This window comes from Pseudarthrobacter sp. J47 (assembly GCF_049810315.1).
In the GTDB taxonomy this organism is placed as follows: Bacteria; Actinomycetota; Actinomycetes; order Actinomycetales; family Micrococcaceae; genus Arthrobacter.
On record NZ_CP187358.1, the window covers coordinates 1,278,305 to 1,298,834 of the forward strand.

Genomic DNA, 20,530 nt, shown 5'->3' on the forward strand with positions numbered 1-20,530 from the left:
CCATGACTGAACTGAACACCCAGGACGCAGCCTCGCTGATCCGCTCCTCCGCCGCCACGCTGGCCGGGAAACTGGCCGCGGGCGAGGTCTCCGCCGTCGAAGTGACGCAGGCGCACCTTGACCGGATTGCCGCCGTCGACGGTGGGGACCGCGGCGTCAACGCCTTCCTGCACGTCAACACCGAAGAAGCGCTCGCGGTGGCCGCGGAGGTCGACTCCATCCGCGCCGCCGGTGGCTCCGGGGCTGAGTCGCTGCACGCGCTGGCCGGCGTGCCCATCGCCGTCAAGGACCTGATCGTCACCATTGGCCAGCCCACCACGGCCGGTTCAAAGATCCTCGAGGGCTGGCACAGCCCCTACGACGCCACGGTGGTCAAGCGGCTCCGCGCCGCCAAAATGCCCATCCTGGGCAAGACCAACCTGGACGAATTCGCCATGGGCTCCTCCACCGAGCACTCGGCGTACGGCCCCACCCGCAACCCCTGGGACCTGGACCGGATCCCCGGCGGCTCCGGCGGCGGTTCCGCTGCCGCCGTCGCCGCCTTTGAGGCTCCGCTGGCCCTGGGCACGGATACCGGCGGCTCCATCCGCCAGCCCGGCGCAGTCACCGGAACCGTGGGCGTGAAGCCCACCTACGGCAGCGTTTCGCGCTACGGTGCCATCGCCATGGCATCCTCGCTGGACCAGATCGGCCCCGTCTCGCGCACCGTGCTGGACTCGGCGCTGCTGCACCAGGTCATTGGCGGGCACGATCCCGCAGACTCCACATCGCTGCCGGACCCGCTGGCGGACCTCGTGGCCGCAGCCAGCATTGGCAACGTCCAGGGACTGCGGATCGGCATCATCAAGGAGCTGCACGGCGAGGGCTACCAGGCCGGCGTCGAGAACCGCTTCAACGAGTCGCTGGAACTGCTCAAGGGTGCCGGCGCGGAAATCGTCGAGGTTTCCTGCCCCAACTTCCAGTACGCGCTGGGCGCCTACTACCTGATCATGCCGTCGGAGGCCTCCTCCAACCTGGCAAAGTTCGACGGCGTCCGGTTCGGTTTGCGCGTCCTGCCCAAGGATGCGCCACTCACCATTGAACGCGTAATGGGCGCCACCCGCGCCGCCGGATTTGGCGACGAGGTCAAGCGCCGCATCATCCTGGGCACCTACGCCCTGAGCGCCGGCTACTACGACGCCTACTACGGCTCAGCGCAGAAGGTCCGCACCCTGGTGCAGCGCGACTTCGATGCCGCGTTCGCCAAGGCGGACGTCCTGATTTCCCCCACCGCGCCCACCACGGCGTTCAAACTGGGCGAGAAGCTCGATGACCCGCTGGCCATGTACCTCAACGACGTCGCCACCATTCCGGCCAACCTCGCCGGTGTTCCGGGACTGTCCCTGCCCGGCGGCCTGGCCGACGAGGACGGACTTCCCGTGGGCATCCAGCTGCTCGCCCCGGCCCGCCAGGACGCACGCCTCTACCGTGTGGGTGCCGTCCTTGAATCCCTGCTCGAAGCCAAATGGGGAGGCCCGCTGCTGGACCAGGCCCCGTCGCTGGTTGAGCTGGTCGAAACCAAGGTGGTCGAGCCTGTTGAGACCCTCGTCGAAACCCACGGAGGTTCGCACTAATGACTGACGCAATCCTGAGCTTCGAAGAGGCCATGGCCAAGTACGATCCCGTACTCGGTTTTGAGGTCCACGTTGAGCTGAACACCAAGACCAAGATGTTCTCCTCCGCGCCCAACGTGTTTGGCGATGAGCCCAACACCAACGTCAACGAAGTGGACCTGGGCCTGCCCGGCGTCCTTCCGGTAGTGAACAAAACGGCCATCGAATCCTCGATCAAGATCGGCCTGGCGCTGAACTGCAAGATCGCCGAGAGCTGCCGCTTCGCCCGGAAGAACTACTTCTACCCGGACACCCCCAAAAACTTCCAGACGTCCCAGTACGACGAACCCATCGCGTATGACGGCTACCTGGACATCGAACTCTCTGACGGCACCGTCTTCCGCGTGGAAATCGAGCGGGCCCACATGGAGGAAGACGCCGGAAAGCTGACCCACATGGGTGGCGCTGCCGGCCGCATCCAGGGCGCGGACTACTCACTGGTGGACTACAACCGCTCAGGTGTTCCGCTGGTGGAAATCGTCACCAAGCCCATCGAGGGCGCCGGTTCCCGCGCGCCCGAACTTGCCAAGGCGTACGTCGCGGCTGTCCGGGAAATCGTGAAGAACCTGGGCGTTTCCGATGCCCGCATGGAACGCGGCAACGTCCGCTGCGACGCCAACGTGTCGCTGCGTCCGCACGGCCGGGAACGGTTCGGCATCCGGTCCGAAACCAAGAACGTGAACTCGCTGCGCGCCGTCGAACATGCCGTCCGCTACGAAATCCAGCGGCATGCAGCCGTCCTGGATTCGGGCGAGCCTGTTGTCCAGGAAACCCGGCACTGGCATGAGGACACCCGGACCACCACGTCCGGCCGTCCCAAGTCGGACGCCGACGACTACCGCTACTTCCCGGAGCCGGACCTGGTGCCGGTTGTGGCTTCCCGCGAATGGGTTGAGGAACTCCGCGCCACACTGCCCGAGCCGCCCGCGGAGCGCCGCAAGCGCCTGCAGGCCGACTGGGGCTACTCGGACCTGGAATTCCGCGACGTCGTGAACGCCGGTGTGATGGACGAGATCGAGGAAACCATTGCGGCAGGCGCTTCGGCCACCGTTGCCCGTAAGTGGTGGATGGGCGAGATCGTCGGCCGCGCCAAGGCAGCGGACGTGGATCCCGGCCAGCTGGGCGTGCAGCCCGCCACCATCGTTGAACTGAGCAAGCTGGTGGAAGCCGGCAGCATCAACAACAAGATGGCGGCAGAAGTCCTGGATGCTGTCCTGGCCGGTGAAGGCACGCCCGCGGAGATCATCGAGAAGCGCGGCCTTGCCGTTGTCTCCGACGACGGTCCGCTGCTGGAAGCGATCGACGCCGCACTGGCCGCCCAGCCGGATGTTGCGGACAAGATCCGTGGCGGCAAGGTGCAGGCCATCGGCGCAATCGTTGGCGGCGTCATGAAGGCAACCCGCGGGCAGGCTGATGCAGGCCGGGTCCGCGAACTGATCCTGGAGAAGCTGGGCGTCACCGTCTAGCCCGCCAGCCCAAGTAGCTCGCAGATAACGCACTCAAAACCCGGTTTTGGGAGCGTTATCTGCGAGCTACTTGGGTTTAACCGCCCAGGCCCCTCATCACCTTCGCCAGGGCGTCGCAGACGGCCCGCACCGAGCGCCGTTCCAGGTTCTCCGGACGGGCCAGCACGTCGATCCGGCGCCGGGTGTTGATGCCGCCCAGCGGACGGAGGACGACGCCGGTCCGCCCGCCCTGGTCCAGTACCGGGCTGGAGGTAAACCGGGGGAGCAGGCCCAGGACGCTTCCCGTTGCCACCAGTGAGGCCACGGTGGTGTAGTCATTGACCCGGTGGACGATCTCCAGGGGCCGGCTGGCCACCGCGGCCACTGCACGGAGGACGTCATCCGGCGAATACCCGGGGCGGCTGGTCACCCAGGGTTCACCGGCAACGTCCTCAACGGTCAGCGTCTCCTTGGCGGCCAGGTGGTGGTCGCGGGGCACCGCCACATCCAGTGGTTCGCTGGCCAGCGTTATCACTGACACGCGGTCTTCGGGCCACGGCGGGCTGTGTTCCATCCGGTGCGCCAGGACCAGGTCGTAGCGGGCCGTAAGGGCCGGGAAGTCCTGCTGTGCCACGTCCTCGTCGGAGAACCTGACCCTGGGAAGATCAGGCCCCTCGAGCTCGCGGGCCAGGGGAGCGAAAAGCGCCTGGCCCGCACTGTGGAAGCCACTCAGCGTGACGGCGGCGTCCGGCGCTTCCTGGTAGGTGTCAATCGCTGCCCGGGCCTGTGCCATGGCCCGCACCACGGCACCTCCGGCATCTGCCAGGACCTGGCCGGCGTCGGTCAGCACCAGGTTCCGTCCCTCCTTGCGGGTGAGGGGGACACCGGCACTGCGCTGGAGCAGGGCCAGCTGCTGGGACACCGCGGAAGGGGTCACCATCATGGTGTCCGCTACGGCTTTCACGCTGCCCAGCTCACCGAGTTCCCGAAGCACCTGAAGCTGCCGAATATCCATGAGCCAAGCCTAAAGCGTCAGCCTCCACCGTGTAGGAATACTGAAGCCTGCTCAGGCGTCGTTGCGCACCACTGTCCCCTGTGCGACGACGGCACGCACCTTTTCCAGCGCCGTTCCGTCGGCGAGGGGATCGGCGTCGACAATCACTGCGTCTGCGAATCCACCGGCCACCAGGCGTCCGGCCTTGCCTTCCCAGCCAAGGAGCCGGGCTGCATGCGTGGTTGCCGAACGCAGGGCCTCCAGCGGCGACAGCCCTGCCTCAGTGAGCAGCCGCACCTCTGTGCCCAGCGGAGTGACGTCGGTGCCGAAGGAGTCCGTTCCGGCCACCACTGTGACTCCGGCTTCGTGCGCTGCGCGGACGGCGGCCTGGATGACCGGGGTGTACTCGGCGCCCCGGGCCGCCAGGACGGGATTGGCGGAGCGGGCCATGCTGGTGATGGCGTCCATGGTGGGCGTGAAGAAGGTACCGCGGCCGGCCATTTCGGCAATAGTCGCCTCCGTGACGAAGACGCCGTGCTCGATGCTCCGCACCCCGGCCCGGACGGCGCCGTCGATTCCTTCAGCGCTGTAGGCGTGGCACAGGACGCCGGCGCCGCGGGCGGCGTGCACGATTGCCGAGAGCTGGTCGACGTCGTAGACCAGTTCGCGGGGATCCTGCTCCGCGAGCCCGGCGCGGGGGTTGGCGCGGGTCTTGATGACTTCGGCGCCGCGGCTGAGGTTGACGCGGGTCAGGTAGGCCAGATCGGCCGGATCAACGATGCCGTTGCGCAACGCGGCCAGAGGGGCGAGGACCGAATCGCCCAGTTCCGGTGATACAAAGAGGCCGGCAGGGCGCATCCGGGGAGTGGCCCCTGGCGCCCAGGCGGGAAGGCCGGCCAGCGCAACGTCCTGGTAAAAGCTGGAGGATCCGCTCCGGACGCTGGTGGCGCCGCCCTGGAGGATGAGCCGCGTGTCTGCCAGTGCGTTGGCGTGGACATGCACGTCCACCAGGCCCGGCACCACCCAGCGCCCTGCGGCGTTCAGCACCTGGGCGCGGCCGGCAACGTCGGCCACCGCTTTGCGGGTGGCGTCGCGCGTTCCCACGGCGGTGACCTTGCCGCCGTCGAGCACCAGGACACCGTCCGCGATGGCGTCCCCAGTGAGCGGATCAACTATGGTTCCGCCCTCGATCACGACCGCCCCCGGCGTTGCGGGCCTGCCGTGATAGCTGGGGGCAGCCGGCTGTTCTCCCGCGTGTGCTGCGGGTGCGTTGCCCAACTGGGCAGCGACGCTGGCGAGGGTGATTCCGGCAAGGGCGGTGGCCCCTGCGAGGACTCCGCGACGGGACAGGCCTTCGGGCGGCAGGGCGGGAGCGGAGTGGTCGTGGTTGCACATGGGTTCTCCTGGGGACGGGGAGGATGAAAGTGGTACCGATCACTCTATTTGGTATACCAAAGCGATTTCAAGGGCTTGTTCCAATATGACCCGGCAAAGCAGTATGCATTAGTAATTCCTAAATCATTGAGTGAGATACTTGAGCTTGTTCTAACCAGTGCCAGGGCTTCTAATGGGATCCATGAAGGCTCTCTACAAGTCCGGCGCGCACGCCGGCTTCGAACTCGTTGACCGCCCGGAACCGGAAGCGGGCCCCGGCGACGTCAAGATCCGCGTGATGACCACCGGGATCTGCGGCACCGACCTGCACATCCAGTCCTGGGATGCCTGGGCCCAAAGCATCATCGAAACGCCCCTGATCGCAGGCCACGAGTTCTACGGCGAAGTCGTGGAAACCGGCGCGGATGTCCGGGACGTCAAGGTCGGTGACCGGGTATCCGGCGAGGGGCACATCGTTTGTGGGATCTGCCGCAACTGCCGGGCCGGCCGCCGCCAGATGTGCATCCACACCGTGTCCGTCGGTGTGCAGCGCGACGGCGCCTTTGCTGAGTTCGTCGTCATCCCCGAAACCAACGTCTGGGTCCACCACGATCCCTCCGTCACGCCTGAGCTCGGCGCCATTTTTGATCCCTTCGGCAACGCCGTGCACACCGCCCTCAGCTTCCCGCTGGTGGGCGAGGACGTGCTGATTACCGGAGCCGGGCCCATTGGGCTGATGGCCATCGCCGTGGCCCGCCACGCCGGCGCCCGGAAGATCGCCATTACTGACGTTTCCGGTCCGCGGCTGCAGCTGGCGCGCGACCTCGGCGTGGACCTGGCGATCGATGTTTCCACCACCCGGGTCAAGGAGGCCCAGCAAGCGCTTGGCATGCGCGAAGGCTTCGACATCGGGCTGGAAATGTCAGGACACCCCACCGCGCTGCCTGAGATGATCGACAACATGAACCACGGCGGCCGCATCGCCATGCTGGGCCTGCCCAGCCAGTCGATCGACATCGACTGGGGCAAGGTAGTCACCCACATGCTGACCCTCAAGGGCATCTATGGACGCGAGATGTTTGAGACCTGGTATGCCATGAGCGCCATGTTGTCCTCCAACCCCACCCTCCACGCCAGCATCTCCGCAGTGGTTACGGACAAGCTTCCCGCCTCGGAGTGGGAGAAGGGCTTCGACATTGCCCGCGCTGGCACCGGCGGCAAAGTTGTCCTCGACTGGACCGAACTCTAACTCGACTGAACTCTAAGGAGCACCATGTACACCTCCCTCAAGGACCAGCTCGAGGACGAGCTGGCAGCCCTGCGCACGGCAGGCCTGTTCAAGACTGAACGCCACATCGATTCACCCCAGGGCAGCCACATCGCGGCCGGCCAGCTGGGCGATCCTGCCCGCGCAGTGCTGAACTTCTGCGCCAACAACTACCTGGGCCTGGCCGACCATCCGGACATCATTGCGGCAGCCAAGGACGCCCTGGATTCGCGGGGCTTCGGCATGGCCTCCGTCCGCTTCATCTGTGGCACCCAGGACCTGCACCTCGAACTCGAAGCCCGTGTTTCGGAATTCCTTGGCACCGAGGACACCATCCTGTTCTCCAGCTGCTTCGATGCGAACGGCGGGGTGTTCGAATCCCTCTTCGGCCCCGAAGACGCCATCATTTCCGATGCCCTCAACCACGCCTCGATCATTGACGGCATCCGGCTCTGCAAGGCCAGCCGGTACCGCTACGCCAACCGCGACATGGCCGAGCTCGAAGCACGGCTGATCGAGGCCACCACGGGAGAAAACCCCGCGCGCCGGACCATCGTGGTTACGGACGGCGTCTTCTCCATGGACGGCTACCTGGCGCCCCTGGAAGCGATCTGTGACCTCGCGGACAAATACGGCGCCCTGGTGATGGTGGACGACTCCCATGCCGTGGGCTTTATGGGCTCCACCGGCGCCGGAACCCCCGAGCATGCAGGAGTCTCGGACCGGGTGGACATTTACACCGGCACCTTCGGCAAGGCCCTGGGCGGCGCATCCGGCGGTTACGTTTCCGGCCGTGCGGCCATCGTGGCCATGCTCCGCCAGAAGGCCCGCCCCTACCTGTTCTCCAACTCGCTGGCGCCGTCGATCGTCGCAGCGACCCTCAAGGCGCTGGACCTCGTGGAAAACTCCGCGGAGCTGCGGGGCAGGCTCTTTGAAAACGCTGCGCACTTCCGCACCAGGATGACCGAGGAAGGCTTTGACCTTCTTGAAGGCGAACACGCCATCATCCCGGTGATGTTTGGCGACGCCGTGATGGCGGCCAAGGTGGCGGACCACATGCTGGGCGACGGCGTTTTCGTCACCGCCTTCAGCTACCCCGTGGTCCCCAAGGGTGCCGCGCGCATCCGCGTCCAGCTCTCCGCCGCACACAGCGCGGAGGACGTGGAGCGCTGCGTCCAGGCGTTTGTGGCCAGCCGCACCGCGATCGCCGGCTAAGGGTTTTCCGGGGAAGTACGACGGCGGCACGCGGCTTCCGTGCGCCGGCTCTGCAAGGATGGTGCCATGGCGGCGAACTATGACGTGGTAATCGTTGGCGGTGGGATTGCCGGGCTCTCCCTTGCCTCGGAACTGGCAGGGGAGTGCTCGGTAGCGCTGGTGGAGGCGGAACAGGAGCTGGCCTACCACTCCTCCTCACGGTCTGCCCGGCAGCTCATTCCCAGCTACGGTCCGCAGGTGGTTCAGGAACTGACCGTCCGGACCCTCGAGCTGATGATGGCCCGGGACGCCGGCCGGGCGTCCGGGCAGGTGCTGTCGCCGCGCGGTTTTATGCTGGTGGGCTCGGCTCCAGACGTTGCGGAGAAGGCCAGTGGCCACATGGAGCCCATCAGCCACGCCCGGGCCCTGGAGCTGTGCCCGGTCCTGCGTCCTGAATGGTTTGAGGCTGCCGGGCTGGATTCGGGGTCCTTCGCCTGCAATGCGCCGCTCCTGATTGAGGACCACCGGCAGCTGGCCATAGCCGCCGGTGCGGACATCATCACCGGCGCGCGGGTCCATTCTGCGCAGCCCCTCGGCAGCGGCTGGCAGATCGGTGCCGGCCAGGAGGCCCTGCAGGCCGGGGTCCTGGTCAACGCTGCCGGGGCCTGGGCTGACGAGCTTGCCGTCATCAGCGGCGTGGAACGCGTGGGGCTCCAGCCCTACCGGCGCACTGCGGCGATTGCCGACGTCGACCATCCTCCCGCCCCGGCCGCACCCATGGTGGCCGCGGCTGATGATTCCTTCTATTTCCGGCCGGAGGATGGCGGCGTGTTGATCTCTCCGGCTGAGTCCGAACCCAGCGCTGCGGAGGATGCGCAGCCGCGGCAGGCGGACGTTGAGCGCGTGGTTGCCCGGCTGGAGCAGGCCACCACGCTCGGAATCAGGGGCATCCGGCGCGCCTGGACCGGGCTGCGGACCTCACCCGCGGACGGGATTCCGGTGGTGGGGTTCGACGCCGAGGCGCGCGGCTTCTTCTGGCTGGCCGGACAGGGCGGGTATGGCTTCCAGACCTCCTCCGGTATTGCCGAGCTCGCAGCCGGGCTGATCCTGGGCCATGATTCCGGGAGCGCGCACCGCACCGCGGAACAGGACATTCCGGAATCCCGGACGGCACAGCTGCTGGATCCGGCGCGGTTTTCCATCCGAGGCTGAAGAATGTCCGTATGAGCACTCTGATCACCAACATCGGCGAACTGATGACCCAGGACGCCGAAGGCCGTACCCTCACCGACGCCGCAATGGTATTCGAAGGCGAACGGATTTCCTGGGTCGGTTCCGCCTCTGCGGCGCCGGCCGCTGATGAAGCCGTTGATGCCGGCGGGCGTGCCGTGCTGCCGGGCTGGGTCGATTCCCACACGCACCTGGTGTTCGCCGGCGACCGCACGGCCGAATTCACCGCCAGGATGGCCGGGCAGGATTACAGCGCGGGCGGCATCGCCGTGACTACGGGCGCCACCCGGGCCACGTCGGACTACGACCTGACCCGGCTGCTGCTGGGGCGCGTGGCGGAGGCAACGTCGCTCGGCACCACGTACCTGGAGACCAAGACCGGTTACGGCCTGGATGTGGAGCACGAGGCCCGCAGCGCCCGGATCGCCTCCACTGTGGCCGACGACGTGACGTTCCTGGGCGCGCACCTGGTTCCGGCCGGCATTTCGGCGGAGGACTACGTGGACCTGGTCTGCGGCCCCATGCTGCAGGCGGTACTGCCCTACGTTTCCTGGGCTGACGTCTTCTGCGAAACGGGTGCCTTTGATGAGGCGCAGTCCCGGCGTGTCCTTGAGGCCTGCAGTGCCGCCGGCCTGGGGCTGCGCGTGCACGGCAACCAGCTGGGTGAAGGGCCCGGGGTGCAGCTGGCTGTAGAGTTCAAGGCCGCCAGCGTGGACCACGTGAACTATTTGTCCGATGCCGACGTCCAGGCCCTCGCCGGCAGCTGGTCCGAAGGCCGGGGGACCGTGGCCACCTGCCTTCCGGCCTGCGATCTGTCCACCAGGCAGCCGCTTGCCCCGGCCCGGCGCCTGCTGGACGCCGGGGTTCCTGTGGCCCTGGCTTCCAACTGCAATCCGGGAACCTCCTACACCAGCTCCATGCCTTACTGCGTTACCACGGCCATCCTGCAGATGGGCCTCTCCGTCGAGGAGGCAGTGCGAGCCGCGACGTTCGGCGGGGCAATGGCCCTGCGCCGGGAAACGGGGAAGGACGTGGATGGCAAACGCGCAGTGGGCTCGATCGCCGTCGGCCACCGTGCCGACGTGCAGCTGCTGAATGCGCCGTCCGCCACACATCTTGCCTACCGTCCCGGCATGCCGCTGACGCACACGGTGTGGCGTGCCGGACGGCGGGCTTTCCCGGCCGGCAGCTGAACCCGGGGTTCACGAAGCCGCGATTGGGGCGTTGCTCCTTGTGCGCGCGAAATTGATCGTTTACTGTTTCTACAGATCATAAAACGTCACTGCGCTGTCAGGCCCCCGGGGAACCTGCGCGGAGGTGGACCTGTAGAACTGGAGCGGCACGCGCAATGAGCAACGAAACCCTGGGCGCCTTCATGGACGAAGAGCTGACCTCGCAGCCGGACGTTTGGGCGCGTGCCGTGGAACAGGCCGCGTCCGAGCAGCTGCTTCCCGCGGACGGTGCCCGGGTCGCCGTCGTGGGCTGCGGCACCTCCTGGTTCATGGCGCAAAGCTACGCGGCGGCCAGGGAATCCGCGGGCAAGGGCGTCACCGATGCCTTCGCAGCATCGGAAGCCTTCGTCAACAGCAACAGTGCCGGACGCCAGTACGACGCCGTTGTGGCCATTACGCGCTCCGGTACCACCACAGAGGTGCTTGAGCTGCTGACCGCATTGAAGGGAACAGTGCCAACGGTTGCCATTATTGGCGATACGGAATCACCCATTGTGGGGCTGGCGGACGCCATCATCGGTCTTCCCTACGCCGATGAGCGCTCAGTGGTCCAGACCCGCTTTGCCACCAGTGCGCTCGCCTACCTGCTCAGCAGCCTGGGCGTTGACCTGGCCGCCGCGGTGGAGGACGCCCGGACCGCCGTCAGCGCTCCCGTTGAACAGGAACTTCTGGACGCGGAGCAGTTCACGTTCCTTGGCACCAACTGGACAGTGGGCCTTGCCCATGAGGCAGCCCTGAAAATGCGCGAAGCCGTGCAGGGGTGGACAGAGTCCTACCCGGCCATGGAGTACCGCCATGGCCCCATCTCCATTGCTGCGCCGGGACGTGTCACCTGGCTGTTCGGCGATCAGCCCGAGGGCCTTGATCGCGACATGGCGGCAACAGGGGCCCTTTACATCAGCAACGGCAAGCACCCGCTGGCCGAACTGGCCCGGGTCCACAAGGTCACCCTCGAGCGTGCCAGGGTGCGGGGCATGAACCCGGATCTTCCCCGGAACCTGACGCGCTCTGTCATCCTCGATCCTTCCGCGTAGGGCAGCACGATGGTCCTAGGTCCTGCTCCAGCAGCCGTACCAGGCGGTCAGCCTGCCGCCGTCCTGGCCTTCGACGTCGGCGGTACAGACATCAAGGCCGGCCTCGTTGACGGTGAGGGCACGGTCCTCGGGATGCGGCGCGTCCCCACCCCCCTTGATCCCCACCGTCCGGCGGAGGTAATCCTGGACCGCCTGTCCGGGCTGGCTGCGGAGCTGGCTTCCGAATTCCCGGGCATCCCGCCCGCCGCTGCCGGCATTGTGGTGCCCGGCATCGTTGACCCGGTGGCCGGCATCGGCATCTACTCGGCCAACCTGCGCTGGCGGGACTTTCCGTTCACGGCCGAGGGCAGCCGCCGGCTGGGCGTTCCGGTGGCTTTTGACCACGATGTCCGTTCGGCAGCCGCCGTCGAACACCGCTACGGAGCTTCCCGGGAATTCGGCGACGTCCTGGTCATGGTGGTGGGCACCGGCATTGCGGCAGCTGTTTTCTCCGGCGACCGCGCCGTGACTGCGGGCGGATATGCCGGTGAGCTGGGCCACGCGCTGGTGCCCGATCCTGACGGACCAGGCACCGTAATCCTTGAGTCGCTGGGTTCGGCCGGCGGCATCGCGAAGCGCTTCGCGGCTGCAACAGGGGAGCCCATCTCCGGAGCGAGGACCGTGCTGGAACGTGCACGGGCCGGCGACGCCACTGCCGCACGCATCTGGTCCGAAGCCATAGATGCCCTGGCCTTCAGCATCTGCCAGTGCGTCAGCATCATCGGCACCGAAGCCGTGGTGATCGGCGGCGGGCTGGCCGAAGCCGGCGAAGAACTCCTGGAACCCCTTCGACGCCGGATCGACGCCATGCTGGACTTCCACAGGCGCCCGGTGATCCTCCGCGCACACCTGGGCCAGGACGCCGGACTGCTGGGTGCCGCCCTTAATGCCCGGAACCTGGTAGCCGGCATGCCCAGCCAGGTGGAGCACCAAAGCGGTGGCTCGTGACCCGCATCATCACCGTGACGCCAAACCCCGCCGTTGACGTTACCTACCACGTGGCAGGCGTAACCCCCGGCGGCAGCCACCGTGTGCAGTCGCCACAGAGCAGGGCCGGCGGCAAAGGCATCAACGTCGCCAGGGTGGCGCACCAGCTGGGCCACAGCGTCCTGGCCATTGCGCCGTGTGGCGGCAGCGCCGGCGTCGAATTCGCCACGGAGATCGCCGCTTCAGGGGTACCGCACCGCCTTGTCCCGGTGGAGGCTCCCATGCGCCGCAGCGTAGCCGTGGTGGATACCGCCAGCGGGCAGACCACCATCTTCAACGAGGCGGGCGCACCACTGCAGCAGGAGGACTGGCGGGCGCTGGCAGCGGCCGTCGTGGAGAGCCTGGGTGCTGATGACGGCCAGCTGCCCGGCGCGCTGGTGGGTTCCGGCAGCCTGCCTCCCGTTGCCCCTGCCGATTTCTATCCTTCCCTGGTGGCCCTGGCCAGGATGGCTGGAGTCCCGGCGGTCATCGATACGTCAGGTCCCGGAATCCTCGCGGCTGCCTCAGCCGGAGCGGACCTCCTCAAGCCCAATTCCGACGAGCTTCTCGAAGCCACCGGTGAGGCAAACCGGGTCCTCGCCGCCCGGCAGCTCCTGGCGCTCGGTGCCAGGCGCGTGCTGGTCAGTGCCGGCGAAGAGGGCATGCTGCTTTTCGACGCCGCCTCCCCCGGGCACTGCCTCACCGCCCGCCTTCCGGAACCACTGGCCGGGAACCCCACCGGCGCCGGGGATGCCGCGGTGGCAGCAGCTGCCGTGGCCCTGGCGGCACATTCGGACGCCGCATCGCTCCTGCGGGCAGCAACCGCCTGGTCCGCCGCCGCCGTCCTGATGCCTGCCGCAGGCGAGGTCTCGGCGTCGTACGCAGAGCTTGAAAGCCAACTGGTCCTGTCCCGGAAGGACATCGCATGACCCTGGTCAACACCGCAGACCTGGTCAAGGACGCCGTAGCCCGCGGCGCCGGCCAGGGCGCCTTCAACATCATCCACCTTGAAACCCTGGAGGGCCTGGTGGCGGGTGCCGAGGCCGCGGGCCTGCCCCTGATCCTGCAGATCTCCCAGAACTGTGCCGCGTACCACGGCGGACTTGAACCCCTTGCCCTGGCGGCACTGTCAGCCGCCCGGGATGCCGCCGTTCCGGTGGCGCTGCACCTGGACCATGCCGAATCCGAGGAACTGGCGCTGCAGGCCGTGGACCTTGGTTTCGGTTCGGTGATGTACGACGGCGCCAGGCTGGCTTACGCGGAAAACGTCGCGGCCACCCGGCGCGTCGTCGAGTACGCCCATGCGCAGGGAGCGTATGTCGAGGCGGAGCTGGGGGAGATCGGCGGCAAGGACGGTGCCCATGCTCCTGGAGTGCGGACGGACCCCGCCGAGGCACTTCAGTTCGTCGAGGAGACAGGCGTGGATGCGCTGGCGGTAGCTGTTGGCTCATCGCACGCCATGACGGACCGCAGCGCCAGCCTGGACCTTGAACTCATTGGCCGGCTGCGCGGAGCCCTGGACGTGCCGCTGGTGCTGCACGGCTCCTCGGGCGTGGCGGATGACGTGCTCGTCGCGGCGATCCGGGCAGGCATGACTAAAATCAATGTATCCACCCACCTCAACGGGTTCTTCACGCGCGCCGTGCGGAACTACTTGAACACGCATCCGGACATGGTGGATTCGCGGACATACCTGAAAGCAGGCCGGGAAGCACTTGTGCCGGAAGCTGCCCGCCTTTTGACCCTTTTCGCGAAAACCACCTAGTCCACACCCGGAGGTAGTGATGACACGCACCGAACGCCTGACGGCGATCCTGGATCTCCTGGCCGAATCAGGACAGGTGGACGTCGAGGACATTGTCACGCGCCTGGGCGTTTCGCCGGCAACGGCCCGCCGCGACCTGGACAGCCTGGCCAAGCAGCGGCTCCTCAGCCGGACAAGGGGCGGTGCCACCACCGGCGTGGTCTCCTACGACCTTCCCGGCCGCTACAACAGGGACGACCACGCGGAAGCCAAGCACCAGATCGCAATGGCAGCGTCCGCACTGATCGAGCCCGGCGCGGTGATCGGCCTCAGCGGCGGAACCACCAGCACCGCCCTCGCCCAGGTGCTGGCCACCCGGCCGGACCTGAACACCCCCTCGCAACGGGCCACGCTGACGGTGGTCACCAACGCCATCAACATCGCCTCGCAGCTGGCCGTACGCCCCAACATCAAGATCATGGTGACAGGCGGCATCCTCAACCCGCGTTCCTATGAACTGGTGGGCCCCTACACGGACATCATCATGGGCAAGGTTGCCCTGGACATCGCGTTCGTCGGCGTCAACGGCATTGACCCGGAATTCGGACCCACCATCACGGACGAGGGTGAAGCTTCAGTTAACGCGCTGATGGCCCAGCGCGCCGCGGTCTCCTACGTGCTGGCCGACTCCTCCAAGGTGGGGAAGCGGTCCTTCGCCACTATGGCCGGCTACGAATTCCGCCGGCTGATCACTGACGACGGCATGTCCGCCGAGGACCGCGCGGCTTTCGAGGCAAACGGCACAGAGGTGATCGTCGCGCCTCCGGTGGAGGACCGCTGACCGGCACCCTCTTGGTCCGATCCGGCGGCTACCACGTCACGATCGGGGCATCCAGCACGGAATCGTCCACCGACCGTTCCACCCACTGGCTGAACGGTTTATCCAAAACGTACTGGCCGCCGTCGCCCCTTACCAACGTGCGCACGTCCGCGTTGTCCGGGTTGTTCAGTGACTCGAAGTACTCCACCGTCCAGTGGAACCAGCGCATGCAGAACAGCCGCATGGTGAGGCCGTGGGTGACCAGGAGCGCATTAGGCGCGTAGGAAGGCTTGGACCAGTGCCGGTACAGCGTCTCCATAAAGGATGAGATCCGGTCGTACACATCAGAGCCGGATTCGCCTTCCCGGAACCTGTAGAAGAAGTGCCCGTAGGCATTGCGCAGCTCCTTCTGGTCCTCGATGTCCCCGGCAATCTGGAAGTTGGCCCAGTCCTGCTCACGTAGGCGAGGCTCCTCCACCACCCTGTCCACCAGCGAACCGAGGTTCAACGCCTCGAGCGTCTGGTAGGCGCGCAGGTACGGCGAGACATAAACGCAGACCTGCTGCCCGTCCAGCTGGCGGCGCACGGCCTCGCCGGCGGCCTTGGCCTGGTGCAAACCGAGCTCCGTCAGCGGAATCCTGTAGTCAGGCACGCGGTTGTAAATGGAAGGGTCCACGTTGGCCGCAGACTGGCCATGCCTGATCATGATGATTTTCCCTGGCGCGCTCACGCCCCCAGCATAAAGCCCAGTGGCGGGCAGCGAGGCCAACCCGGATAACAGGCCCGGAACATCCAGTCAGCAAACTGCCGGGAAGAACAGGCAAGATGGGAACATGCTGGTTACGTCCCGCCGTCGTCTGCGGTTTGAAGTCTGGATTGTCCTTGGCCTGTCACTGGGGCAGTCAGCCGTGTATTCGGTGGTGCAGCTGCTGGACAAGATGAGCCGGGCTCCCTTGGCCGAGGGCACGTCCACGCTCAACCGTTCCCAAAGCAGCCGCGAGTATTTCGACCTGACCTACCAGCTGCTGGACATTGTTTTCGCGTTGGTGCCGGTGGCCCTGGTGCTGTTTTTCCTTAGCTCGGAACGGCAGGGATCGGCGGCCGGCGTGGCCCCGGGAGCCGTGGCGAGGAACGCCCCTGGACTTTCGCTGAGGCCGGTTCCGGGCCTGGCCACGGGGGAGCCGCCATCGGTGTTCTCGCGGCTGGGCATGGACTTCCGCCGGCCCGGCAGGGACATTCTTTATGGCGTCGGCCTGGCTGCGCTGATCGGCGTTCCCTCGCTGGCGCTCTATGCAGCGGGCCGGGCGCTGGGCATCACCACGGCCATCATCCCCAGCGCACTGGACGCCTACTGGTGGACGGTTCCGGTGCTGGTCCTTTCCGCCATCCGGCACGCCCTGGTGGAAGAGGTCATAGTGGTGGCGTACCTCATGGACCGGTTTGGCCGGTTCAGCTGGAGCGTTCCCATGGCAATCCTTGCCAGCTCTGTGCTTCGGGGCAGCTACCACCTTTACCAGGGGTTCGGTCCGTTCATCGGCAATGTGGTGATGGGCATTGTGTTCGCGTGGATTTACACCAAAACCGGCAGGGTCATGCCGCTGATCATCGCCCACGCGCTGCTGGACATTGTGGCCTTTGTGGGCTTCAGCCTGGCGGGCAGTGCCATAGGCCTGGGCTAAGCCAGCAGCTGCGCCACTGCAGTTAACAGGCCTGGGTTAATCGGCTTAAAAGGATCCGGCCGCTGGTTGCAGGTGGCATCATTGGCACCCGCAACCAGCGGCCGAAGCTGTTGGTTGACCAGAGCGGAACTGCTCAGATAGTGACGGCGCCCGAGGCGGTTTCGAACGTCACGGACAGGATTCCCGGGGTGCCGTGCGGCGCCATCCAGTTCACTGCCACGTCCTCCAGCGGCTTCTCCACCGGCTCGCCCAGCCATTCGGTCACGCGTTCGGCGGAACCGGCAATGGTCAGGCTGGACATCTTGACGTTGCTTGCGTAGGCGTTTGACGGGTGAAGGGCGGGGTCGCCTTCCCATTTGAGCATGTACGGCACCTGGGGATCGGCGATGAGTCCCAGGATGCCTATCTGCTTCCAGACGAGCTCGCGGCCGTCCGGGAACTTGCGGTTGCCGTTGACCGCGGAGCGGCCCAGCCGGATTTCAAAGGGGGCGAGGTCTTCCACCTCGACGCACCAGCCCATCCATCCGCCGCCGGCTGCGGACCGGGCACGGACTGCCTGGCCGAACGGGGCCTTGTCCGATGCAGGGTGGTCCAGTACTTCAACGACTTCAAGGTACTTGTGGCCGGCCAGGGGAATAATCATGTTCCGGGTGCCGAAGCGGGGGTGGACTCCACCCTTCACGGCGTCGACGCCGAGTGCGGCGGCGATGCGTTCGGTAGTGGCCGCGAGGCCGTCGTGTTCACAGGCGTAAGAGACGTGATCCATGCGCATGCCTTCATCTTGGCACTTTGTGATGGGGCTCTCAGCTTAGGGTACCCTTAGCTGAATCCGAGGCGGGAACCTGTCATAGGCGACCATCTTCGTCATACTCCTGTTGCTCGGGCCGAAGCTGTTTTTACACTGGTTCCAGGTCATGAGTGCCAGCGCTAAACCCCGGTTTGCTGGCCGGCAACCCTCCATCCGCGGTGGGGTGCCCCGGGTGAGGACCTGGCAGTCCGGCAACCGCCGGCCGGCAAGCGCGCCCCGGATCCTGATGATGCCGGGCTTCCACAAGGAGTACATTTTTGTCTAACGCATGGTCCTTTGAAACCCGCCAGATCCACGCAGGCCAGGAGCCTGATGCCGCAACCGGTGCCAGGGCACTGCCCATCTACCAGACCACCTCGTTCGTCTTCCCGTCCGCCGAAAGCGCTGCCAACCGCTTTGCCCTGAGCGAGCTTGCGCCCATCTATACGCGAATCGGCAACCCCACGCAGGACGCCGTGGAACAGCGGATCGCCAACCTGGAAGGCGGCCTGGGCGCGCTGCTCCTGAGCTCGGGTCAGGCCGCGGAGACCTTCGCCATCCTGAACGTTGCAGAGTCCGGCGATCACGTTGTGGCCAGCCCAAGCCTCTACGGCGGCACGTACAACCTGCTGGCACACACGCTCAAGCGCTTTGGAATTTCCGTGACGTTCGTTGAAGACCCGGACAACCTGGACCAGTGGCGGAACGCAGTCCAGGAGAACACGAAGCTGTTCTTCGCCGAAGTCGTCTCCAACCCCCGCCAGGACGTGCTGGACATCGAAGGCGTCTCAGCGGTGGCGCACGAGGCCGGGGTTCCGCTGATCGTGGACAACACGCTGGCCACGCCCTACCTGATCCGGCCCATCGAATGGGGCGCGGACATTGTGGTCCACTCGGCCACCAAGTACCTCGGCGGGCACGGGACGGCGATCGCCGGTGTGATCGTGGATTCGGGCAACTTCGACTTCGGCAAGGACCCGGAGCGCTTCCCGGGCTTTAATACTCCCGATCCCAGCTACAACGGCCTGGTCTTCGCGCGCGACCTCGGCGCCGACGGCCTGCTCGGAGCAAACCTGGCCTACATCCTCAAGGCCCGCGTCCAGCTGCTGCGGGATCTTGGCTCCTCTGTGGCTCCGTTTAATGCCTTCCTCATTGCCCAGGGCCTGGAGACGCTCAGCCTGCGCGTGGAGAGGCACGTTGCCAATGCGAGGGCGGTTGCCACCTGGCTGGAAGGAAGGTCCGACGTCGAATCCGTCGCCTATGCCGGGTTGCCGTCAAGTCCCTGGTACCAGCGCGGGCAGAAATACGGCCCCCGCGGCACCGGCGCGGTGGTCAGCTTCAACCTGGCCGGTGGCGCCGAAGCGGGGAAGGCCTTTGTTGATGCGCTGGAGCTCCACTCCCATGTGGCTAATATCGGCGACGTGCGCTCCCTGGTCATCCACCCGGCGTCGACCACCCACAGCCAGCTGTCCCCGGAACAGCAGGCGGTAGCGGGTGTCACGCCCGGACTCGTCAGGCTTTCGGTGGGCCTGGAGCATATTGACGACATCATTGCGGACCTGGAAGCAGGCTTCCGGGCGGCCAAGGAGGCCTGAGGCAGGCAGGCGAAACGGCGGAGCGGACGTCAAAAACGTCATACGCTTCGCCTTTTCGCTGTCCTTTTTCGTAGAATCGTGCGAGGTCATGAGTGCCAGCGACAGCCCCGGCTTGCTGGCCGGCAACCCTCCTTCGCGGTGGGGTGCCCCGGGTGAGGACCTGGTCTGCCCGTCAGCCGACTGCAGGCAATCGCGAAGAAAAGGCTCCAAAGATGACCATCACAGTCGCCCGTACCGAAACGGCCAGCACCGAAACCGCCGGTGCCGTTCCCGCCGTCGATCAGCCGGACGGAACCCTGAAATACCTCTCCGTTGGCGCGCTGGACCTTGAAGCCGGCGGCCACCTCCCTGACGTTACGTTGGCCTATGAAACGTGGGGGACCCTTAACGCGGACCGCAGCAACGCCGTCCTGATCGAGCACGCGCTGACCGGGAGCACGCACGTCACCCGGGGCGGCAGTGACGAAGAGGGCTGGTGGGAGCAGCTTGCCGGGCCGGGGGCGCCGGTGGATACTGACCGCTTCTTCGTGGTCTCCATCAACATTGTGGGTGGCTGCTATGGCTCCACCGGACCGGCGTCAGCTGCGCCGGACGGCAAGCCCTGGGGTTCCCGGTTTCCGCTGATCACCTTGCGGGACAGCACCGAGGCGGAGGCCAGGCTGGCGGACCAGCTGGGCATTGACTCCTGGTACGCCGTGATCGGCGGCTCCATGGGCGGCGCCCGGGCGCTGGAATGGGCAGTAACGTACCCGGAGCGTGTCAGGCGTTGCGGCGTTATTTCCGTGGGAGCCAGCAGCACGGCGGAACAGATCGCCTTCGCCCAGGCGCAGACGCTGGCCATCCGCCAGGATCCCAACTTCCAGGGCGGCGACTACTACGGTTCCGCAGCCCCTGAAGCCGGGCTGGCGCTGGCCCGCAGGATTGCGCACATCACCTACCGGTCAGCCCACGAACTTGAGGCGCGGTTCGGACGCGGCGCCCAGGAACCGGAATCCCCGTTGCAGCAGGCCACGTTGGGGGACCGCGGGCGCTACCAGGTGGAAAGCTACCTGGACCACCAGGGGACCAAACTGGTGAAAAGGTTTGACGCCAACAGCTACATCGCCATTACCGAGTCCCTGATGAGCCACGACATCTGCCGCGGCCGTGGCACCCTGCAGGAAACCCTTAAGGACGTCACCGCCAGGTTCTTTATTGCGGCGGTCGATTCGGACCGGCTGTACTTCCCGTCCCAGTCCCATGAGCTTGCCGAGGCCCTGCCCGGGGAGGTTCCGGTGCACGTTATTAACGCACCCATTGGGCACGACGGCTTCCTGACGGAAATCGGCCAGCTGGACCTGGAGTTCAGGAACGCCTTCTTCGACCAGGCCTAGCCGTGGTTCTCGAATACCCGAATGTGCATTAATGCAGACGGCCTCTGCATGATTCGGCGTTGAGCTGGGCGTACAGGCAGACCATACTCGTTTGAACCCGGCGGT

General features: G+C 66.3%; 18 protein-coding genes and 2 riboswitches. Of the genes, 14 read left to right on the top strand and 4 right to left on the bottom strand.

Annotation, left to right across the window (positions count from 1 at the left end; translation table 11 throughout):
- The first annotated feature begins 2 nt into the window (after positions 1-2).
- Both gatA and gatB read left to right on the top strand, forming a co-directional pair.
- Positions 3-1,613 (top strand): Asp-tRNA(Asn)/Glu-tRNA(Gln) amidotransferase subunit GatA, encoded by a 1,611-nt coding sequence (gene gatA, locus ACPJW8_RS05730; RefSeq protein ID WP_330186851.1) that lies wholly within the window; start codon positions 3-5, stop codon positions 1,611-1,613.
- Positions 1,613-3,118: an Asp-tRNA(Asn)/Glu-tRNA(Gln) amidotransferase subunit GatB gene (gatB, locus tag ACPJW8_RS05735; protein ID WP_330186852.1), complete on the top strand. Its 1,506-nt coding sequence runs from the start codon at positions 1,613-1,615 to the stop codon at positions 3,116-3,118. Before gatA ends, gatB begins: the two co-directional genes overlap by 1 nt.
- A gap of 76 nt (positions 3,119-3,194) precedes the next feature.
- On the opposite strand, the gene ACPJW8_RS05740 is transcribed toward gatB, so the two are convergent.
- Both ACPJW8_RS05740 and ACPJW8_RS05745 read right to left on the bottom strand, forming a co-directional pair.
- Positions 3,195-4,112 carry a LysR family transcriptional regulator gene (locus ACPJW8_RS05740; protein ID WP_330186853.1) on the bottom strand — a complete coding sequence of 306 codons (918 nt, stop codon included), beginning with the start codon at positions 4,110-4,112 and terminating at the stop codon, positions 3,195-3,197.
- A gap of 51 nt (positions 4,113-4,163) precedes the next feature.
- Complete coding sequence (locus tag ACPJW8_RS05745) at positions 4,164-5,486, bottom strand: amidohydrolase family protein (protein ID WP_330186854.1); 1,323 nt, start codon at positions 5,484-5,486, stop codon at positions 4,164-4,166.
- Between the two features lie 181 nt (positions 5,487-5,667).
- On the opposite strand from ACPJW8_RS05745, the gene tdh reads away from it, so the two are divergent.
- From tdh to ACPJW8_RS05790, 9 genes are all read left to right on the top strand, one after another.
- A complete protein-coding gene (gene tdh / locus ACPJW8_RS05750; protein ID WP_330186855.1) occupies positions 5,668-6,714 on the top strand; it encodes an L-threonine 3-dehydrogenase in 1,047 nt (348 codons plus the stop codon).
- 24 nt (positions 6,715-6,738) lie between these two features.
- Positions 6,739-7,947, top strand: a complete 1,209-nt coding sequence (locus ACPJW8_RS05755) for a glycine C-acetyltransferase (protein ID WP_330186856.1) — start codon at positions 6,739-6,741, stop codon at positions 7,945-7,947.
- Between the two features lie 66 nt (positions 7,948-8,013).
- Positions 8,014-9,138 carry an FAD-binding oxidoreductase gene (locus ACPJW8_RS05760; protein WP_330186857.1) on the top strand — a complete coding sequence of 375 codons (1,125 nt, stop codon included), beginning with the start codon at positions 8,014-8,016 and terminating at the stop codon, positions 9,136-9,138.
- Positions 9,139-9,149: 11 nt separating this feature from the next.
- Positions 9,150-10,349 (top strand): imidazolonepropionase, encoded by a 1,200-nt coding sequence (gene hutI, locus ACPJW8_RS05765; RefSeq protein ID WP_330186858.1) that lies wholly within the window; start codon positions 9,150-9,152, stop codon positions 10,347-10,349.
- Between the two features lie 155 nt (positions 10,350-10,504).
- Positions 10,505-11,422 carry an SIS domain-containing protein gene (locus tag ACPJW8_RS05770; RefSeq protein ID WP_330186859.1) on the top strand — a complete coding sequence of 306 codons (918 nt, stop codon included), beginning with the start codon at positions 10,505-10,507 and terminating at the stop codon, positions 11,420-11,422.
- A 9-nt stretch (positions 11,423-11,431) separates the two neighbouring features.
- Complete coding sequence (locus tag ACPJW8_RS05775; RefSeq protein WP_330186860.1) at positions 11,432-12,409, top strand: ROK family protein; 978 nt, start codon at positions 11,432-11,434, stop codon at positions 12,407-12,409.
- On the top strand, positions 12,406-13,356 hold the full coding sequence (locus ACPJW8_RS05780; protein ID WP_330186861.1) for a hexose kinase: 951 nt from the start codon (positions 12,406-12,408) through the stop codon (positions 13,354-13,356). Before ACPJW8_RS05775 ends, ACPJW8_RS05780 begins: the two co-directional genes overlap by 4 nt.
- Positions 13,353-14,192, top strand: a complete 840-nt coding sequence (locus ACPJW8_RS05785; protein ID WP_330186862.1) for a class II fructose-bisphosphate aldolase — start codon at positions 13,353-13,355, stop codon at positions 14,190-14,192. Before ACPJW8_RS05780 ends, ACPJW8_RS05785 begins: the two co-directional genes overlap by 4 nt.
- Before the next feature lie 19 nt (positions 14,193-14,211).
- Positions 14,212-15,012: a DeoR/GlpR family DNA-binding transcription regulator gene (locus ACPJW8_RS05790; RefSeq protein ID WP_330186863.1), complete on the top strand. Its 801-nt coding sequence runs from the start codon at positions 14,212-14,214 to the stop codon at positions 15,010-15,012.
- A gap of 28 nt (positions 15,013-15,040) precedes the next feature.
- Here the strand turns inward: ACPJW8_RS05790 and ACPJW8_RS05795 are convergent, their stop codons facing one another.
- Entirely contained in the window at positions 15,041-15,697 is a 657-nt protein-coding gene (locus ACPJW8_RS05795; RefSeq protein WP_330187029.1) for a histidine phosphatase family protein, read from the bottom strand.
- A gap of 127 nt (positions 15,698-15,824) precedes the next feature.
- Here ACPJW8_RS05795 and ACPJW8_RS05800 point away from each other — a divergent pair, with 127 nt between their 5' ends.
- Positions 15,825-16,670, top strand: coding sequence for a CPBP family intramembrane glutamic endopeptidase (locus ACPJW8_RS05800; protein ID WP_330192904.1), 846 nt, complete (start codon positions 15,825-15,827; stop codon positions 16,668-16,670).
- A gap of 133 nt (positions 16,671-16,803) precedes the next feature.
- On the opposite strand, the gene ACPJW8_RS05805 is transcribed toward ACPJW8_RS05800, so the two are convergent.
- Positions 16,804-17,442, bottom strand: a complete 639-nt coding sequence (locus ACPJW8_RS05805) for a VOC family protein (protein ID WP_330186865.1) — start codon at positions 17,440-17,442, stop codon at positions 16,804-16,806.
- Between the two features lie 138 nt (positions 17,443-17,580).
- Positions 17,581-17,696, top strand: a riboswitch (SAM riboswitch).
- Between the two features lie 39 nt (positions 17,697-17,735).
- Here ACPJW8_RS05805 and ACPJW8_RS05810 point away from each other — a divergent pair.
- On the top strand, positions 17,736-19,052 hold the full coding sequence (locus tag ACPJW8_RS05810) for a bifunctional o-acetylhomoserine/o-acetylserine sulfhydrylase (RefSeq protein WP_330186866.1): 1,317 nt from the start codon (positions 17,736-17,738) through the stop codon (positions 19,050-19,052).
- 84 nt (positions 19,053-19,136) lie between these two features.
- A riboswitch (SAM riboswitch) is annotated at positions 19,137-19,251 on the top strand.
- Between the two features lie 13 nt (positions 19,252-19,264).
- Positions 19,265-20,425 (top strand): homoserine O-acetyltransferase MetX, encoded by a 1,161-nt coding sequence (metX, locus tag ACPJW8_RS05815; protein WP_330186867.1) that lies wholly within the window; start codon positions 19,265-19,267, stop codon positions 20,423-20,425.
- Positions 20,426-20,530: the final 105 nt, after the last annotated feature.

Excerpts from the sequence above, each read along its gene's own strand:
- tdh (WP_330186855.1), top strand. The coding sequence starts at position 5,668 with ATGAAGGCTCTCTACAAGTCCGGCGCGCACGCCGGCTTCGAACTCGTT.
- hutI (WP_330186858.1), top strand. The coding sequence starts at position 9,150 with ATGAGCACTCTGATCACCAACATCGGCGAACTGATGACCCAGGACGCC.
- metX (WP_330186867.1), top strand. The coding sequence starts at position 19,265 with ATGACCATCACAGTCGCCCGTACCGAAACGGCCAGCACCGAAACCGCC.
- ACPJW8_RS05740 (WP_330186853.1), bottom strand. The coding sequence starts at position 4,112 with ATGGATATTCGGCAGCTTCAGGTGCTTCGGGAACTCGGTGAGCTGGGC.
- ACPJW8_RS05795 (WP_330187029.1), bottom strand. The coding sequence starts at position 15,697 with ATGATCAGGCATGGCCAGTCTGCGGCCAACGTGGACCCTTCCATTTAC.
- ACPJW8_RS05775 (WP_330186860.1), top strand. The coding sequence starts at position 11,432 with ATGGTCCTAGGTCCTGCTCCAGCAGCCGTACCAGGCGGTCAGCCTGCC.
- ACPJW8_RS05745 (WP_330186854.1), bottom strand. The coding sequence starts at position 5,486 with ATGTGCAACCACGACCACTCCGCTCCCGCCCTGCCGCCCGAAGGCCTG.
- ACPJW8_RS05785 (WP_330186862.1), top strand. The coding sequence starts at position 13,353 with ATGACCCTGGTCAACACCGCAGACCTGGTCAAGGACGCCGTAGCCCGC.
- ACPJW8_RS05755 (WP_330186856.1), top strand. The coding sequence starts at position 6,739 with ATGTACACCTCCCTCAAGGACCAGCTCGAGGACGAGCTGGCAGCCCTG.
- ACPJW8_RS05800 (WP_330192904.1), top strand. The coding sequence starts at position 15,825 with ATGCTGGTTACGTCCCGCCGTCGTCTGCGGTTTGAAGTCTGGATTGTC.
- ACPJW8_RS05805 (WP_330186865.1), bottom strand. The coding sequence starts at position 17,442 with ATGCGCATGGATCACGTCTCTTACGCCTGTGAACACGACGGCCTCGCG.
- ACPJW8_RS05770 (WP_330186859.1), top strand. The coding sequence starts at position 10,505 with ATGAGCAACGAAACCCTGGGCGCCTTCATGGACGAAGAGCTGACCTCG.
- gatA (WP_330186851.1), top strand. The coding sequence starts at position 3 with ATGACTGAACTGAACACCCAGGACGCAGCCTCGCTGATCCGCTCCTCC.
- ACPJW8_RS05790 (WP_330186863.1), top strand. The coding sequence starts at position 14,212 with ATGACACGCACCGAACGCCTGACGGCGATCCTGGATCTCCTGGCCGAA.
- ACPJW8_RS05760 (WP_330186857.1), top strand. The coding sequence starts at position 8,014 with ATGGCGGCGAACTATGACGTGGTAATCGTTGGCGGTGGGATTGCCGGG.
- gatB (WP_330186852.1), top strand. The coding sequence starts at position 1,613 with ATGACTGACGCAATCCTGAGCTTCGAAGAGGCCATGGCCAAGTACGAT.